Origin of the sequence: Amycolatopsis sp. cg9, from assembly GCF_041346945.1 — a bacterium.
In the GTDB taxonomy this organism is placed as follows: Bacteria; Actinomycetota; Actinomycetes; order Mycobacteriales; family Pseudonocardiaceae; genus Amycolatopsis.
The window spans coordinates 1,998,417-2,013,180 of the sequence record NZ_CP166850.1 but is presented as its reverse complement, the minus strand read 5'-3'; the positions used below and the strand labels follow the sequence as shown (position 1 = coordinate 2,013,180).

At 71.2% G+C, this 14,764-nt stretch carries 17 protein-coding genes; 9 read left to right on the top strand and 8 right to left on the bottom strand.

The annotated features are described in order from the left end of the window. Positions 1 to 9: 9 nt before the first annotated feature. Entirely contained in the window at positions 10 to 2,178 is a 2,169-nt protein-coding gene (locus AB5J73_RS09305) for a transglycosylase domain-containing protein (RefSeq protein WP_370969293.1), read from the bottom strand. 344 nt (positions 2,179 to 2,522) lie between these two features. On the opposite strand from AB5J73_RS09305, the gene AB5J73_RS09300 reads away from it, so the two are divergent. Beyond that, a complete protein-coding gene (locus AB5J73_RS09300) occupies positions 2,523 to 2,819 on the top strand; it encodes a WhiB family transcriptional regulator (RefSeq protein ID WP_370969292.1) in 297 nt (98 codons plus the stop codon). Positions 2,820 to 2,974: 155 nt separating this feature from the next. Here AB5J73_RS09300 and AB5J73_RS09295 read toward each other — a convergent pair whose 3' ends face one another. The 3 genes from AB5J73_RS09295 to AB5J73_RS09285 are packed head-to-tail and all read right to left on the bottom strand — an operon-like array spanning position 2,975 to position 5,358. After that, positions 2,975 to 4,060 carry an ArsA family ATPase gene (locus AB5J73_RS09295; protein WP_370973033.1) on the bottom strand — a complete coding sequence of 362 codons (1,086 nt, stop codon included), beginning with the start codon at positions 4,058 to 4,060 and terminating at the stop codon, positions 2,975 to 2,977. Between the two features lie 20 nt (positions 4,061 to 4,080). Next, on the bottom strand, positions 4,081 to 5,088 hold the full coding sequence (locus AB5J73_RS09290) for an ArsA-related P-loop ATPase (protein ID WP_370969291.1): 1,008 nt from the start codon (positions 5,086 to 5,088) through the stop codon (positions 4,081 to 4,083). A gap of 21 nt (positions 5,089 to 5,109) precedes the next feature. Continuing rightward, the gene (locus tag AB5J73_RS09285; protein ID WP_370969290.1) at positions 5,110 to 5,358 is read right to left on the bottom strand and encodes a hypothetical protein; all 249 of its coding nucleotides are present in this window, start codon (positions 5,356 to 5,358) and stop codon (positions 5,110 to 5,112) included. 105 nt (positions 5,359 to 5,463) lie between these two features. Between AB5J73_RS09285 and AB5J73_RS09280 the strand changes: the two genes are divergently transcribed. The 8 genes from AB5J73_RS09280 (at position 5,464) to AB5J73_RS09245 (ending at position 10,842) form a co-directional block, all read left to right on the top strand. Next, positions 5,464 to 5,625, top strand: coding sequence for a DUF4177 domain-containing protein (locus AB5J73_RS09280; protein ID WP_086679227.1), 162 nt, complete (start codon positions 5,464 to 5,466; stop codon positions 5,623 to 5,625). A gap of 5 nt (positions 5,626 to 5,630) precedes the next feature. Next, positions 5,631 to 6,086 (top strand): RidA family protein, encoded by a 456-nt coding sequence (locus AB5J73_RS09275; protein ID WP_284745151.1) that lies wholly within the window; start codon positions 5,631 to 5,633, stop codon positions 6,084 to 6,086. Continuing rightward, positions 6,086 to 6,712, top strand: coding sequence for a hypothetical protein (locus tag AB5J73_RS09270; protein WP_086859607.1), 627 nt, complete (start codon positions 6,086 to 6,088; stop codon positions 6,710 to 6,712). Before AB5J73_RS09275 ends, AB5J73_RS09270 begins: the two co-directional genes overlap by 1 nt. Positions 6,713 to 6,748: 36 nt before the next feature. Further along, positions 6,749 to 7,891 carry a hypothetical protein gene (locus AB5J73_RS09265; RefSeq protein ID WP_370969289.1) on the top strand — a complete coding sequence of 381 codons (1,143 nt, stop codon included), beginning with the start codon at positions 6,749 to 6,751 and terminating at the stop codon, positions 7,889 to 7,891. Positions 7,892 to 7,998: 107 nt separating this feature from the next. Continuing rightward, entirely contained in the window at positions 7,999 to 8,817 is an 819-nt protein-coding gene (locus AB5J73_RS09260; protein WP_370969288.1) for an NUDIX hydrolase, read from the top strand. After that, the gene (locus AB5J73_RS09255; protein WP_370969287.1) at positions 8,814 to 9,584 is read left to right on the top strand and encodes an MBL fold metallo-hydrolase; all 771 of its coding nucleotides are present in this window, start codon (positions 8,814 to 8,816) and stop codon (positions 9,582 to 9,584) included. The genes AB5J73_RS09260 and AB5J73_RS09255 overlap by 4 nt, the downstream gene beginning before the upstream one ends. Next, positions 9,581 to 9,835, top strand: a complete 255-nt coding sequence (locus AB5J73_RS09250; RefSeq protein ID WP_370969286.1) for a glutaredoxin family protein — start codon at positions 9,581 to 9,583, stop codon at positions 9,833 to 9,835. Before AB5J73_RS09255 ends, AB5J73_RS09250 begins: the two co-directional genes overlap by 4 nt. A gap of 53 nt (positions 9,836 to 9,888) precedes the next feature. Beyond that, positions 9,889 to 10,842 (top strand): hypothetical protein, encoded by a 954-nt coding sequence (locus AB5J73_RS09245; protein WP_370969285.1) that lies wholly within the window; start codon positions 9,889 to 9,891, stop codon positions 10,840 to 10,842. Here AB5J73_RS09245 and AB5J73_RS09240 read toward each other — a convergent pair. From AB5J73_RS09240 to AB5J73_RS09225, 4 genes are all read right to left on the bottom strand, one after another. Beyond that, positions 10,832 to 11,893: a DNA polymerase III subunit beta gene (locus AB5J73_RS09240; protein WP_370969284.1), complete on the bottom strand. Its 1,062-nt coding sequence runs from the start codon at positions 11,891 to 11,893 to the stop codon at positions 10,832 to 10,834. The two genes, AB5J73_RS09245 and AB5J73_RS09240, sit on opposite strands and share 11 nt — an antisense overlap. Positions 11,894 to 11,959: 66 nt before the next feature. After that, entirely contained in the window at positions 11,960 to 13,216 is a 1,257-nt protein-coding gene (locus AB5J73_RS09235) for an MFS transporter (protein ID WP_370969283.1), read from the bottom strand. 388 nt (positions 13,217 to 13,604) lie between these two features. Next, positions 13,605 to 14,279 (bottom strand): Crp/Fnr family transcriptional regulator, encoded by a 675-nt coding sequence (locus tag AB5J73_RS09230; protein WP_003081747.1) that lies wholly within the window; start codon positions 14,277 to 14,279, stop codon positions 13,605 to 13,607. Between the two features lie 149 nt (positions 14,280 to 14,428). Further along, the gene (locus tag AB5J73_RS09225; protein WP_013230551.1) at positions 14,429 to 14,680 is read right to left on the bottom strand and encodes a hypothetical protein; all 252 of its coding nucleotides are present in this window, start codon (positions 14,678 to 14,680) and stop codon (positions 14,429 to 14,431) included. Positions 14,681 to 14,764 lie beyond the last annotated feature (84 nt).

Here is a 14,764-nt window from a genome sequence, read left to right as displayed (position 1 = left end):
CCCTTCCGGCTACCGGCCGCCCATGTACTGCGGGTCCGGTTGCGGTAGTTCCATTCTCGGCTGGCTCGCGTCCAGGATGTTCTTCATCGCGCCGAACCACGTCCGCGCCGGGGCCTTGCCACCGAAGATGTTGCCCCCGCCGCCGCAGACGCGGACGTTGCCCGGGCCGGCGTCGCAGATACCGCCCTGCCCGCCGCCGAACTTGAACGTCATCGCCGCGCCCGCCAGCTGCGGGGTGCCGCCGACGAACGCCGCCGAGACGTTGCCCTGGGTCGTGCCGGTCTTGCCGATGATCGGGCGGTCCCAGCCGACGCCGTTGGCCGCGGCGTAGGACGTGCCGCCGGGCTGGTCGTCCTTGCTCATGCCGACGGCGAGGGTGTTCGCCAGGCCCTCGGGCACGGCCTGCTCGCACGGCGCTTCCTTGACCGGCACCGGCTGGCCGTTGCGGTCGGTCACCCCGGCGATCGGGGTCGGCGGGCACCAGACCCCGCCGGAGAGGATCGTCGCGGCGACGTTGCCCATCTCCAGCCCGCTCACCGGGCTGAACCCGAGCGTGAACGCGCCGAAGCCCGGGCTGTTCCCGTTGGGACCGTAGGCCTCCGCCTGGCTCTGGCTCTTGCTCTTGACGTTCGGGTCGACCGGGCCACCGCCGGTGTTGCTCGCCATCGTGTCGCGCAGGCCGAGCCGCTTCGCCATGTCGATGGCGGGTCCGGTGCTGCCGAGCTGGTCCTCCAGCGCCACGAACGTGGTGTTCGGCGACGTCGCCAGCGCCGTCTGGAGCGTCGCGTTGGCACCCACCCGGCTGTAGTCGCCCGCGTTGCCGACGCAGTACCAGTACGTGGCGGGTTTCCCGGTCGGCGTGGTGCTGCACCCGCCCTTGCCGGTCGAGAACACGTGCGAGGTGTAGGAGTCGGGCATGTCGACCGGCGAGTAGATCCCCGCGATGCCCTTGTCGAGGACGGCCGCCGAGGTGAAGATCTTGAACGTCGACCCCGCGCCACCGGTGTTGTAGACGCCCGCGGGCAGCGCGTACGTCGTTTGCCCGGCGTCCTGGTCCTGTCCGTAGTCCCGGTTGGCGGCCAGTGCGACCACCTCGTGCCGGTTCTTGCCCGGTCTGATCAGCGACAGCGTGTTCGCGACGTACTTCTGGGTCTTGTCGACCTGCGCTTCGGCCGAGGCCTTCGCCTCGTGGTTCGCGCGCTCGTCCAGCGTGCTCTTGATCGTGTAGCCGCCGGTGTAGAGCTGGTCCTTCGTCATCCCGGACTTGAGCAGGTAGTCCTCGACGTACTGGCAGAAGAACCCGGACTCCGGGCCCGCGCCGATGCAGTTGGCCGGCGGCTTCGCCGGGAAGTCCGGCACGACGCCCAGCGGCTCGCCCTTGAAGCGGTCGGCGTCGGCCTTCGCCAGCTTCTTGTTCTCGACCATCCGGTCGAGGACCAGGTTGCGGCGCGCGGTCGCCTTGTCCGCGTGCTTCCACGGGTCGTTGTTGATCGGGTTGTTCACCAGGCCGGCCAGCAGCGCGGCCTGCGGCACGGTCAGCTTCTCCGGCGTGGTGTTGAAGTACGCGTGCGCGGCGGCGCCGATGCCGTAGATCTGCCGGGAGAACTCGACGATGTTGAGGTAACCGGCGAGGATCTGCTGCTTGGTCAGCTTCGTCTCGAGCTGGATCGCGATCCGCGCTTCCTTGAGCTTGCGGGCGATCGACTGCTCCTGGGCCTTCTTCTGGCCGACCTGATCGGTCCGGTAGACGACGTTGATCAGGTAGTTCTTGACGTACTGCTGGGTCAGCGTGGAGGCGCCCTGGGTGTCGGCGCCGGTGCTGTTGCTGACGGCCGCGCGCAGCGTGCCCTGCCAGTCGACGCCGTGGTGGTCGTAGAACCGCTTGTCCTCGACCGAGACCAGCGCCCACTTCATGGCCTCGTTGATCTGGTCCGGCGTGATCGGCAGCCGGTACTGGTCGTACAGGGTCGCGATCGGCTTGCCGGTGCTGTCGGTGACCGTCGTCACCAGCGGCGGCGGGATGTCGGCGAGGTCGGAGGAGGTCTTCTCCACCGTCTCGCTGGCCTGGTTTGACATGACACCGGCCGCCCCCACGACCGGGAAGAGCATGCCGGCGACGAGCACCCCCGCGAGCAGGCAGAGGCCGATGAGCTTGAACAAACCATCCGCTTTTCGCACGAGGGCCAGGCTACCCGGAACGAGTCAGGCGACGGTGACGCCCTGTCTCCGCAAGTGTGAATTCAGTGACAAAACCGACCCCCTTCGGTGACATCTGGTAACGGAAGGCATTCTAGGTCTCGACGGGGGGAACCGAGGGCCCCTACAGTCCGTCAACGTCTCACGAAGAAAAGCCGACGGATGGATCAACGCGAGTGGGAGCTCGCCTGGTCCGAACGGCGGCACCGGCACCGGGGAGGTGCCCGGGTAACCGACGTGAGCTGAGGGAGACACGCTCGCGGGGGCAGGGAGCGCAGTGCCTTTCCCCGCTGGTGCGTCGATCACCAGGGTAGGGAGCTGGGGGTATGGAAACCAACCAGTCGAGCTGGCGAATCAACGCGTCCTGCCGGGACGCCGATCCGGACGGCCTGTTCGTCCGGGGTGCCGAGCAGAACCGGGCCAAGGCCGTGTGCCTCGGCTGCCCGGTCCGCACGGAATGCCTCGCCGAAGCACTCGACGGCCGGATCAACTTCGGGGTCTGGGGCGGCATGACCGAACGGGAACGGCGGGCGTTGCTCCGCCGCCGCCCCGACGTGGAGAGCTGGGCGGACCTGCTGGATGCGGCCAAGCGCGACGCGGAAGAGCGGGTCCAGGTCGGCTGAGCGGGTGCGGGCGGTGCGGACCTGCTGCCGCGCCGCCCACACCGCTCAGCCCGGTTCGCCGGAGGTCGCGAATGACTCATTCGCGACCTCCGGCGTCCCGAATGAGTCATTCGCGACCTCCGCCGCCGGCGCAGCTTTCACGTGAAAGTGACGCGTCAGCCGGCGAGCTTCACGCCGATGTCGCGCAGACCTGCCAGGTCGTGCACGTCACCGGCCAGCGCGGGCACCCGCGCCAGCGCCACCTCGGGGTGCGCCCGGGTGAACCGCGCGAGCAGCCGCTCTTCGCGGGCCGCCAGGTCGACGCGGTCCGCGTGCAGCCGCAGCACCGCCTCGGCCAGCGGGGCGTTCTGCAGGTTCTCGGCCGCCGCGAGCGCTTCCGCGCCCGACAGCCGGGCCAGCACCGGGTGCGTCCGGTTCGCGATCAGCCCGGCCAGCGGCATCGACTCCGCCGACAGCCGCTCGACGAAGTAGGACGCCTCGCGCAGCGCGTCCGGCTCCGGGGCGGCCACCACGAGGAACGACGTCCCGGACGAGCGCAGCAGCTCCGCCGTCTTGCGGGCGCGCTCGCGGAAGCCGCCGAACATGCTGTCGAAGGCCTGCATGAACGCCGACGCGTCGGTCAGCAGCTGGCCGCCGATGATCGTCGACACCGCTTTCGCGAACATCGAGAACCCGGCGTTGACGACCTTGCGCAGGCCCCAGCCGCCGGCCTTCGCCGGGCCGGTCAGCAGGCGGATCATCCGGCCGTCCAAAGCGGACGACAGCCGGGTCGGCGCGTCCAGGAAGTCCAAAGCGGACCGGCTCGGCGGGGTGTCCACGATGATCAGGTCCCAGTCGCCGGTCGCCGCGAGCTGGCCGAGCTTCTCCATCGCCATGTACTCCTGCGTGCCGGAGAACGACGTGGAAATGGTCTGGTAGAAGGGGTTCTTCAACAGCGCTTCGGCGCGTTCCGGGCCGGCGTGCACGCGCACCATGTCGTCGAACGTGCGGCGCATGTCGAGCATCATCGCCCACAGCTCGCCCTTGGGCTCGAACCCTTCGACCTGCACCTGCTTGGGGTGGTTGCCGAGTTCGCGCAGCCCGAGCGCCTGCGCCAGCCGGCGCGCGGGGTCGATGGTCAGCACCACCGTCTGCCGGCCGCGCTCGGCCGCCCGCAGCGCCAGCGCCGCGGCCGTCGTGGTCTTGCCGACGCCACCGGAGCCGCAGCAGACGATCACGCGGCTTTCCTGGTCGTCCAGCATCGCGTCGATGTCGATGTCGGTCACAACCGCACCCCCTGGTCGGTCAAGGCCTCGGCCAGGTCGTAGAGGGCCGCGACGTCGACGCCGTCGGTCAGGTCCGGCAGTTCGAGGGTGGGCAGGTCGGCCTCGGCGAGCTGCTCGCGCGCCCGCTGCTCGGCGGCGACCCGCACGGCGTGCTCGACGGTCTCGTCGACCAGCGCTTCGAGCGTCTCCTGCGGCAGCTTCAGCCCGGCCGACGCGAGCCCGTCGCGGACGCGGGAGGCGTCGACGCGGCCGTCCGCGGCGGCGGTCACCGAGCGGGCGGGCAGCCGCGGCGGTCTGACCCGGTTGACCAGCACCGCGCCCGGGCGCAGGTCGGCGCCGTCCAGCTCGGCGACGGCCTCGACGGTCTCGCGGACCGGCATCTCCTCCAGCAGCGTGGCCAGGTGGACCACGGTCTCGCCGGAGTGCAGCAGCCGCACGACGCCCTCGGCCTGGCCGCGGATCGGGCCGGTCTTCGCGAGGTCGGTCAGCGCCTTGGTGACGTCGAGGAACTTGACGACCCGGCCGGTCGGCGGCGAGTCGACGACGACGGCGTCGTAGGTGTGCCGCCCGTCGGACTCGGTGCGGCCGACGCACTCCTTGATCTTCCCGGTGAGCAGGACGTCCCGGAGACCGGGCGCGAGCGTGGTCGCGAACTCGATCGCGCCCATCCGCCGCAGCGTCCGGCCGGCGAAGCCCAGGTTGTAGAACATCTCGAAGTACTCGAGGAGCGCGGCTTCGACGTCGACGTGCAGCGCGCGCAGCTCGCCCCCGCCGGGCACGGCGGCGATGCGCTGCTCGGCGTAGGGCAGCGGCTCGGTGTCGAAGAGCTGGGCGATGCCCTGGCGGCCCTCCACCTCGATGAGCAGCACGCGGCGGCCTTCGCGGGCGAGCGCGAGGCCGAGCGCGGCGGCCAGCGTCGTCTTGCCGGTCCCGCCCTTGCCGGTGACGAAGTGCAGCCGGGCGCGGGCAAGCTCGTCGGTCCAGCCGGCATGGGGAGTGGTCACTTCTTCACCCTAAATCAGCTCTCAGCTGGCCAGCAGCATGACGCTGACCGCAGCGGCGACCGCCGCGACCAGTGCCCAGGCCACAGCGCCGGGCAGCACGGTGAGGGTGAGAACGCCCACCACGACCAGCAGCGTGAAGGTGATCACGCCGCCGACGGCGACCTGGCCGGAGTTCTGCGTCCGGTCGCGCACCTTCGCCATCACGACGAGGACCAGGGGCAGTCCGGCCGCCGCGAGCAGCGCCGTCGCGATCACGCGCCAGGTATCCACGGGCCAACGCTAGCGGCGTGAGATGAACCACACGGCGGCGCGTCGCGCGCCGTTTTCCGGCGGCGGCCCCCGGCGCACTTGCCCGCTTGGCTACGCTCCCGGTTCATGAGCGCCACCAAGTGGGAGTACGCGACCGTCCCTCTGCTGATCCACGCGACGAAGCAGATCCTCGACCAGTGGGGCGAGGACGGCTGGGAACTGGTCACCGTGCTGCCGAACCCGACGGGCGAGCAGCACGTCGCGTACCTCAAGCGTCCGAAGGGCTGATCCGCGTGAGCTGGAGCGAACGGCTGAAGGAACTCGGCATCGAGCTGCCCGGCGTGGCCGCTCCGCTGGCCGCCTACGTGCCCGCCGTCCAGAGCGGGAAGCACGTCTACACCTCGGGTCAGCTGCCCTTCGTCGACGGCGTGCTCGCCGCGACCGGCAAGGTCGGCGCGGAGATCAGCCCCGAAGAGGCGAAGGGCCACGCCCGCACGTCGGCGCTCAACGCGCTCGCGGCCGTGCACGCACTGGTCGGCATTGACAACGTCGCGAGGATCGTCAAGGTTGTCGGCTTCGTGGCTTCCGCGGAGGGCTTCACCGGTCAGCCCGCGGTCGTCAACGGCGCGTCCGAGCTGCTCGGCGAGGTCTTCGGTGACGCGGGCGTGCACGCCCGCTCGGCCGTCGGCGTCGCGGAGCTGCCCATCGGCTCGCCGGTGGAGGTCGAACTGATCGTGGAGGTGCAGTGATGGACCCGGACATCGAGCAGTCCACGCACGAACTGCTGCTCCGGCTGGCCGGGCGGCTGCCCGACCAGCTGCTGTGGCGGTTCCGCGACTGGCTCGGCGAGGGCGCGATGGGCACCCTCGCCCGGACCCTGCCGAGGTCTTTGCTTAAGCACAGGATCGACCTCGACCAGACGGAGTACCGGCTGCTCGTGGCCGGTCTCATCCCGCACGGCGCGGACTGGCACCAGGTCAGTTCGACGCTGGGGGTAGACGACGTCACCGAGAACCGGTACACATTCACGTCGAGTGCGCCCGAATGGGTTAACTCGGTCGACTCCGTGTCCGTGTTGATCCACGCAACGTTGCGGGGACGCCCGGACGTGGGGGAAGTGCGGCAGAGCTGGCGACACGTCGGTGTGGTCGGGCAGGGAACCGCCAAGCGCGTCCTGCTCATCACCGCGCAGGCGGGGCTGCCGAGGTTGACCGGCGAGCTGCAGCGGGTGCTGCGGGTCCTGGGCGATGAAGAGCCCAGCGTCGAAGTCATCCCGCCGCGTTTCGACCTGCCGGGGTACCACCGGGCCGCGCTGGCCGACTCAGAGCTGGTCTGCGTGGGCGCGGTGGCGGGGAACCGGCTAGTAGCCGCATAACGCTCGCCCGCCAGCGAGCTGGGAGGGAGCAAGGCAATGGTGGAGGTCCACGACGGCCCGCCCATGGACGGGTTTTCGGTGCCCCTGCGCCTGCACAACCTGTTGCTGGCCCTGGCGGGCCGGATCGACGACAGCGCGCTCACCGAAGCGCGTGAGCTGATCGCCCGGGCCCACATCGACGAGGCGGTCGAGCTGACCACCGGCACGCTCATCGCGGGCCGGATCCCGGTCAGCTCCGCCGAACAGCGCGAGCTCGCGCTGGTGCTCGAGATGAGCCGCTCGGACGCGACGCTGGCGAACGACCTGCTGGTCGACGAGGCCGACCCGGTCAACACGCACCGGTTCAGCGGCGAGAACTCCCCGGAGTTCGGCATCGCCGAGGCGCTCGACCGGACGCTGCAGGTGCTGCCGGACGTCCGGTCGGTGCACGCAGTGTGGCGCAACACGCCGGCCGGCAGCGTGCCGGGCGCGCTGCCGCAGCGCGTGGTGCTGGTCGAGCTGGGACCGGAGGGCAACCCGCCCGCCGTCGCGTTCCGCGTCGACACGGCGCTGCGCCGGGCCGGGATCCACTCGGTCGTCGAGGTCAGCGGTCCGGGGGTGGCGCACTCCGAGTACCACCAGGCCGCGTCGGCCGCCGCGTCGCCGGCCTGGGTGACCGGGAGCACGACGTCGAGCGCGTCTTCCTTTCGGCCGGAGCCGGTCGTCAAGCCGCCGGCCCCGGTGACGCCGGAGCCGGTCGCGGAGTCGGGCAGCAGGCACAGCATCCGGTCGAGCAGCACCACGACGGCGCCGCCCGAGCCGGTCGCGCCGGTGGTGCCGATCGTGTCGCCGCCGTCGCCGGCCCCGGAACCGTCCCGCAAGGTGCGGTCCGAGCGGTCCGAGACGCGCGCGGAGCGCACCGCCGACCTGACGCCGGCGGAGGTCGCGCAGCTGCGGCAGGCGCTGGCCGAAGACCCGGAGAAGGGCCGCGAGATCGCCGCGGGCAAGCCGTCGATGCACGAAGTCGTCGAGCTGCCGGCACTGGACCTCGACGACCCGAGCCTGAGCGAGCGCGACCGGGCGCTGCTGCGCGAACTGCACGCCGAGCTGGCCGAGCGCGAGCGGGCCGAGGCGGCGAAGATGCGGCTCAACGGCGCTTCCCGCTCCGGCGGCGACCAGCGCGGCTGGACCGCCCCCTAAGCTCTGCGGCACAAAGCCGCACTTTCACGTGAAAGTGCGGCTTTTGCCGTGTCTGGGATGCCACAACTGCGCGACGGAACGTCGGGTGCCGGAGGTATGTTGCCGGGGTGGAGCAGCCAAAGGAGTTTGTCTTCGACATCCCCGTCGGTGCCGGGGTAGCCACCCGCGCCAACGCCGACGGCCCGCCGGCGACGCCGAAGGACGCGGCGACCGTGATCCTGGTCCGGGACGGCGCCGACGGCGTCGAGATCTTCCTGCAGCACCGGGTCAAGGGCATGCCGTTCGCGGGCGGGATGACCGTGTTCCCCGGCGGCGGGGTGGACCAGCGCGACGCCGACGCGTCGGTGGCGTGGGCCGGCCCGGAGCCGTCCTGGTGGGCCGCGAGGTTCGGCTGTGACGAGGCTCTCGCGCGGGCGCTGACCTGCGCGGCGGTGCGCGAGACGTTCGAGGAGTCCGGGGTGCTGCTCGCGGGCAGCTCGGAAACCGTGCTGACCGACGTCGTGCCGTACGCCGCCGCCCGCCAGGCGCTGGAGACGCGGGAGGTGTCGCTGGCCGGGTTCCTCGCCGACGCGGGCCTGACGCTGCGCGCCGACCTGCTGCGCCCGTGGGCGCACTGGATCACGCCGGAGCAGGAGCCGCGCCGCTACGACACCCGGTTCTACGTCGCGAAGCTGCCGGAGGGCCAGCAGGCCGACGGCGCGACGTCGGAGGCGTCGAGCTCCGGCTGGCAGCGCCCCGAGGACGCGATCGCCGACGCGCGCGAAGGCCGGCGGATGCTGATGCCGCCGACGTGGCTGACGCTGAGCGAACTCGCGCAGTTCGCGACCGCCGACGACGTGCTGGCCGCGCCGCGCGAGATCGTCCGGATCGCGCCGACGCTGATCCGCGAGAACGACCAGGTCCGAGTCGTGCTGGAGAAGCGATGAGCGCCCCCGCGTACGGCGTGCTGCGCCAGGTCACCGAGACGGCTTCGGTGCTGCTGGAGAACAACCCGTCGTCGATGACGCTCGAAGGCACCAACAGCTGGGTGCTGCGGGCGGCCCCGGACACCCCGGCCGTCGTCGTCGACCCGGGGTACCGCGACCTCGACCACCTCGAGCTGCTGGCCGGGGCCGGTGCGGTGGAGCTGGTGCTCCTCACGCACTTCCACCCCGACCACGCCGAAGGCGCACCGTGGTTCGCCGAGCGCGTCGGAGCACCGGTGCGGGCGTTCGACCCCGCGCTGTGCCTCGGCGCATCGTCCTTTGTGGACGGCGAGGTGATCACGGCCGGCGGCCTGTCGATCCGCGTGCTGCACACGCCGGGGCACACCGACGACTCCGTCTCGCTGGTGCTCGACGGCCAGGTGCTGACCGGCGACACGATCCTCGGCCGCGGCACCACGGTGCTGCACGACCTCGGCGACTACCTGCGCTCGCTGCGCAAGCTCATCGAGCTGCCGGCGGGCACGACCGGGCTGCCCGGCCACGGCCCGGAGCTCCCCGACCTGCCGGCCACCGCCCGTGAGTACCTGGCGCATCGGGAACAGCGGCTCGACCAGGTGCGTTCGGCTCTGCAGGAGCTGGGGCCGGACGCCACCCCACGCCAGGTCGTCGAGGTCGTGTACGCCGACGTCGACCGGGCGCTGTGGGCGCCCGCCGAACTGAGCGTGCAGGCGCAGCTGGACTACTTGCGGTCGGAGGAACAGGGATGAGCAACGTCGAGGTCGAGTTCTACTGGCGCCCGGGCTGCGGCTTCTGCGCCGCACTGGACCGCCCGCTGTCGAAGAGCGGCTTCACCGTCCGGAAGATCAACATCTGGGAGGACCCGTCGGCGGCCGCACGCGTGCGCGAGGTCGCGAACGGCAACGAGACGGTGCCGACCGTGATCGTCGGGTCGACGGCCATGGTGAACCCGTCCTTCGCCGAGGTTGAGGCCGCCGTCAAGGCAGCTTCGGCGAGCTGATGGCGCCGCGGCGCCGGTGTAGCAATTGCCGGTGCCAGGGCGACTCCCAGCCTGTGGACGACGAGCGCGAGATCGATTTCGTACTGAACGGCGAGCAGCACCGCTTGAGCCGCGGCGATGTGCTGAGCGCGGCGGCGCGGGGCGGGCCGGAAGCGATTCGCACACACTGGGTCGCCATCGGAGATCAGCGGTGGCCGCCGAGGCAGCTCTTCGAGCGCGTTCTGGGTGTGTCGCGGACGGAGTTCATCTCGCACGCCGCGATCCGCCAGTTCCGGCGGCTCGGTTTTCCGACCAGCCCGCTACCCCACGAGCCGGAAGGCGCGGATCAGCCTGCCGAGACGCCGGCACCCGTGAGCGACCTCGGTGCCGCGGTCAAGTCCTTCATCGACCTGCACGAGTTCTTCGGGCAGGAGGCCTTGTCCAGCCGCGTCGGGCGGCTCGAAGCTCTCCTCGAGGGTGCCGACAGCGACACCGTCGACACTCGTCTGGCGCCCGAAGGCCTGACCGATGAACTGCTCAAGGGCGCGCTGCTGGTGCGACAGCACGCCGGCCGCGTCAACGACCTCATCCACGCCACCATGATCGTCCGCGCGTTGCCATCGATCCTCGAACCGGGCGAGCGGATCGTCCGGCGCCCGTCGCTGGCCGCCGGGAACGATCCGAGCCGGAAGTTCGACCTCGAGACCGATCGCCGGGTGGCCGAGTTCAAGGCCGCCGAGTGGAAAGGCCGCGACGCGATGCGCAAGCGCACCCTCGTGGCCGACCTGGTCGGCTTGGTCCTCGAACGTGGCGACCGCCGCGCGGAGCTTTATGTGCTCGGCAGCCTGCCGATCGACTTCCTGCGGAAGAGCAACTCGACCATGGAGTGGGCCCTCGGCCGCTCGTCGCCGAACCTCCGCGCGGCCTACAAGCAGCGCTTCGGGAGCGCCGAGCTGACCGTCAGCGAGTTCACCGCCGGGCCGGCGGCCGACGTCGTCCTACGGGACCTCGCCGAGATCATCGGCTGAGCATCGGCATCAGGTAGTACGTCAGTTCCACCTCCCCGGGCTCCGCCGCCCGCAGGATGCATGCCCGCATCCCCGGCTGGATCGACAGCTCCACCCGTTCCCCGTCGAACGCCTGCAGTGCGTCGAGCAGGTAGCGGGCCTGGAACGACGGTGACGTCCGGCCGCCGGTGACCTCCGCCTTCAAGGTCTCCTCCGCTTCGCCCGTGTCCTGGCGGGCGCTCGCCAGGCGGATCTGGGCGTCGCCCACCTCGAGGGTCAGGACCCGGCGGTCCTCCGCGTACACCCCGACGCGGCGGACGGCCGCCGCCAGGGCGTCCGCCGGTAGTGACACCGTCGTGTCGACCGCGCCCGAGTGGATCGAGTCCTCGGAGAGGAAGCCCGCGTCCAGGACCGCCGTGGCGACCAGGCCGCCGGGCCAGCTCACGCCGAAGCGGCCCGGGCCGACGTGCAGTCCGACCCGGCCGCGGGCCTGGCGGGCCGCCTCCGTCAGCAGGGCCGCCGGGACCAGGACGTCCAGCGTGCCCGGCGAGCGCAGGGGGAGGCGGGCCACCGCCATCCGGTAGCGGTCGGACGCCGTCAGCGTCAGGCGGTCGCCGTCCGCTTGGAGGCGGACGCCGGTGAACAGCGGGAGGGGGTCGTCCTTCGCCGCCGTTCCCGCGACGATCCGCAACGCCGAGGCGAACGCCGCACCGTCCACTTCGGACACCTGGGCGGGCGGGCCGTCGGCCGCCTCGGTGTCCGGGAGGAGCGGGAGCGCGAAGCGGGCGTTGTCCAGCCGCAGGGCCAGGCGGCTGCCTTCGACGACCAGGCGCACCAGTTCGGCGTCGAGCACCTTCAGCGTCTCCACCAGCGGCGCCGCCGGGACGACGACGGAGCCGTCGGTGTGCGTGGTCGCCGGGCAGTCGAACCGGACGGTGAGATCCGGGTCGCTGCCGGCGACCGTCAGCCCCGCCGCGCCGGCCCGCAGCCGCAGCCCGGCGCGGGCGGGCAACAGGCGCGACGCGGCGGCGACGGCCGCCGAGAGGCGGTGGGCAGGCGCGGTGACGTCCATGCCCGCCAAGCTAGCCCCGAGCACCGACAAAAACCGTGTAGCAAGCCGCTGAGCTGCGAAAACGACCTACTGGGCGGCGCCGGCCAACGCCGGAGAAGAGACGGCCGAAGGCTGCGAAACCGGCCGGACCGTCCCGCGCAGCAGCCAGACGGCCACCGCGAGCACGAGTCCCGCCACGCTCGCCGCCAGGAACGCCATGCCCGGGCCCGCGTGCTCGACGATGTAGCCGCTCACCGACTGGCCGCCGGCCAGCCCGAGCGTCACCGCTGTCAACACCCAGCCGAACGCCTCGGCCGCGGTGCCGGACGGCGCGACCAGCTCGATCGCCGCCGAGTGCGCCGTCGACTGCGGCGTGATCAGCGCGCCCGCGAGCAGCATCATCAGGGCCAGGCCCCACAGCGAGGAGGGCCACGCGAGCAGCGCCACCAGCGCGCCGAACCCGCCGAGCAGCGCCGGCAGCCGCAGGCCCAGCTTCCGCGGCCACGGGCGCAGGCTGTACGCCACGCCGAACGCGACCGAGCTCAACGACCACGCCGACAGCAGCAACCCGCCGAACGACGGAGAACCGGCCTCGGTGGCCGACGCCGGCACGGCGACCTCGACGAACCCGATCACCACGCCGAAGCCGAGCGCGGCCAGCGCCAGCGTCCGCATGCCCGGGCTCGCCAGCGCGCCCAGCAGGGAGCCCGACGGAGTCGAAGCCGGACCCCACGCCCGGACCGCCGGGCTCAGCGCGAACAGCACCGCGCCGGTGAACTGCAGCGCGACGCCCAGCACCAGGCCGGTCCCCGCCCACGGCGCCAGCACCAGCAGCCCGGCGACACCGGGGCCGAGGATGAAGAAGACCTCCATGCTGATGGCCTCGTAGGAGAAGGCCGCGTTGCGCGCGCCACCCGGCGGGAGCAGCCGCGTCCACAGCGCCCGCGACGCCGACCCGACCATCGGTTCCGACAGCCCGGTCACCGCGCCCAGCGTGACGAGCGCGGCCGTCGGCGCGTGGGATTCGATCGCCGTCACCAGCGCCGCCATCGAGAGCGCCGACAGCAGTGCGACGACGAGCAGCGGCCGCGTCGGCCCGAACCGGTCGATGAGCCTGCCCTGCACGACGGCGCCGACCGACACCCCGACGAGTGAACCGGCCGAGACGAGTCCGGCGGCGGCGAAGGACCCGGTCTCGCGCTGGACGTAGAGCAGGGCCGAGATGCCGATCATCGCGATCGGCAGGCGGGCGAGCACGGACGCGACGGCGGGCCGCCGCGCCGCGCGGGTCGTCAGCGCGCTGCGGTAGTCGGCCAGAGACGTACGACCTTCGGAGTGGGACACGCGTGCCAGTATGACCCAGAGTGGTACGTGAGTACCAGTTATTTACGGGTCAGCTGCGTCACCAGGTCTCGATCGGGTAACAGTCACGATATTCTCCGTGAACTCGTGCAACGAAACGACCCCGACGGCGTCCTTGAGAGTGAATGGCCTTGAATTCGTGGGTATGGGCCGTGATGGTTGAACAACAGCACAGAACCCAGCTCCCTCCGGCATATGGGTCGGGGCCTGGTCCGGAGGGCGGGGAGCGCGGATCGTCGGGGGATGGTCCGCGCAACAACGAAGAGCCGGTGCGCCACGTCGGGGGTGGCGCCCGGCTCTTTGTTGTTGTCGGCCAAGGCAAGAAGAAGGCCCCCTCACCTGGGTGAGGGGGCCTTCTTCGAAAACAGACTCAGCGAGCGCGGCGAGCCAGGCGCTCCGGGTCCAGGATCAGCACGCTCTTGCCTTCGAGCCGCAGCCAGCCGCGGTGGGCGAAGTCGGCGAGGGCCTTGTTGACGGTCTCGCGGGACGCGCCGACGTACTGGGCGATCTCTTCCTGCGTCAGGTCGTGCGTGACCCGCAGCAGGCCCGCCTCCTGGCTGCCGAACCGCTGCGCGAGCTGCAGCAGCGCGCGCGCCACGCGGCCGGGGACGTCGGTGAAGATCAGTTCCGCGACCATGTTGTTCGTCCGGCGCAGCCGGCGCGCAACCACGCGCAGCAGCTGCTCGGCGATCTCCGGGCGGGTCGAAATCCACTGGCGCAGGGCCGGGCGGTCCATGGTGACCGCGCGGACCTCGGTGACCGTGGTCGCGCTCGACGTCCGGGGGCCGGGGTCGAAGATGGACAGCTCGCCGAACATGTCGGACGGACCGAAGATGCCCAGCAGGTTCTCGCGGCCGTCCGGGGACTTGCGGCCGATCTTCACCTTGCCGGACTGGATGATGTACAGCTTGTCGCCGGGTTCACCCTCGTTGAAGATGACATGGCCGCGGGGGAACTCCACGGATTCCAAGGTCTGGGCCAGCGCCTCCGCCGCTGCCGGCTCCACACCCTGGAAAATGCCCGCACGGGCCAGGGTTTCGTCCACCTCGGGTGCCTCCTCGTCGAGAAACGTTCACGCCCTCCCGTGGCTGGAAGAGCGTGACGCCGATCACTTGCGCGTCAGTCTAGGGCGTACTCCCGAGATCGCCCGTCGGACGCGCGGCCCGCCGAAACGATCTCGTTCGAACGTGGAGCCTAACTCCGCACGCGACGCGCGCGTAGCCTGGCTGCCCGTCCGCCCAGCCTACGCAGCCGGAACAGCTCGAGGGCCCGGCCGATGCCGTGGCCGTAGAGCGCCCTGACCTCGTTGGGCTGCGCCTGCTCGAGGAACTCTTCGACCTCGTTCTCCTGCACCGCGACGTGCTTGAGCCTGCTTTCGACGCGCTCCATGAAGAGCGCGAAGAACATGATCACGAGGGGGACCAGGATGACGAACCAGACAGTCATGACCGGACCCCGAAACACTCAGTGAAAAGCATCTACTCCAGATCCTCGCTCATGGCGGCCGGAAAACTGCGCCGAGGTGGTGCT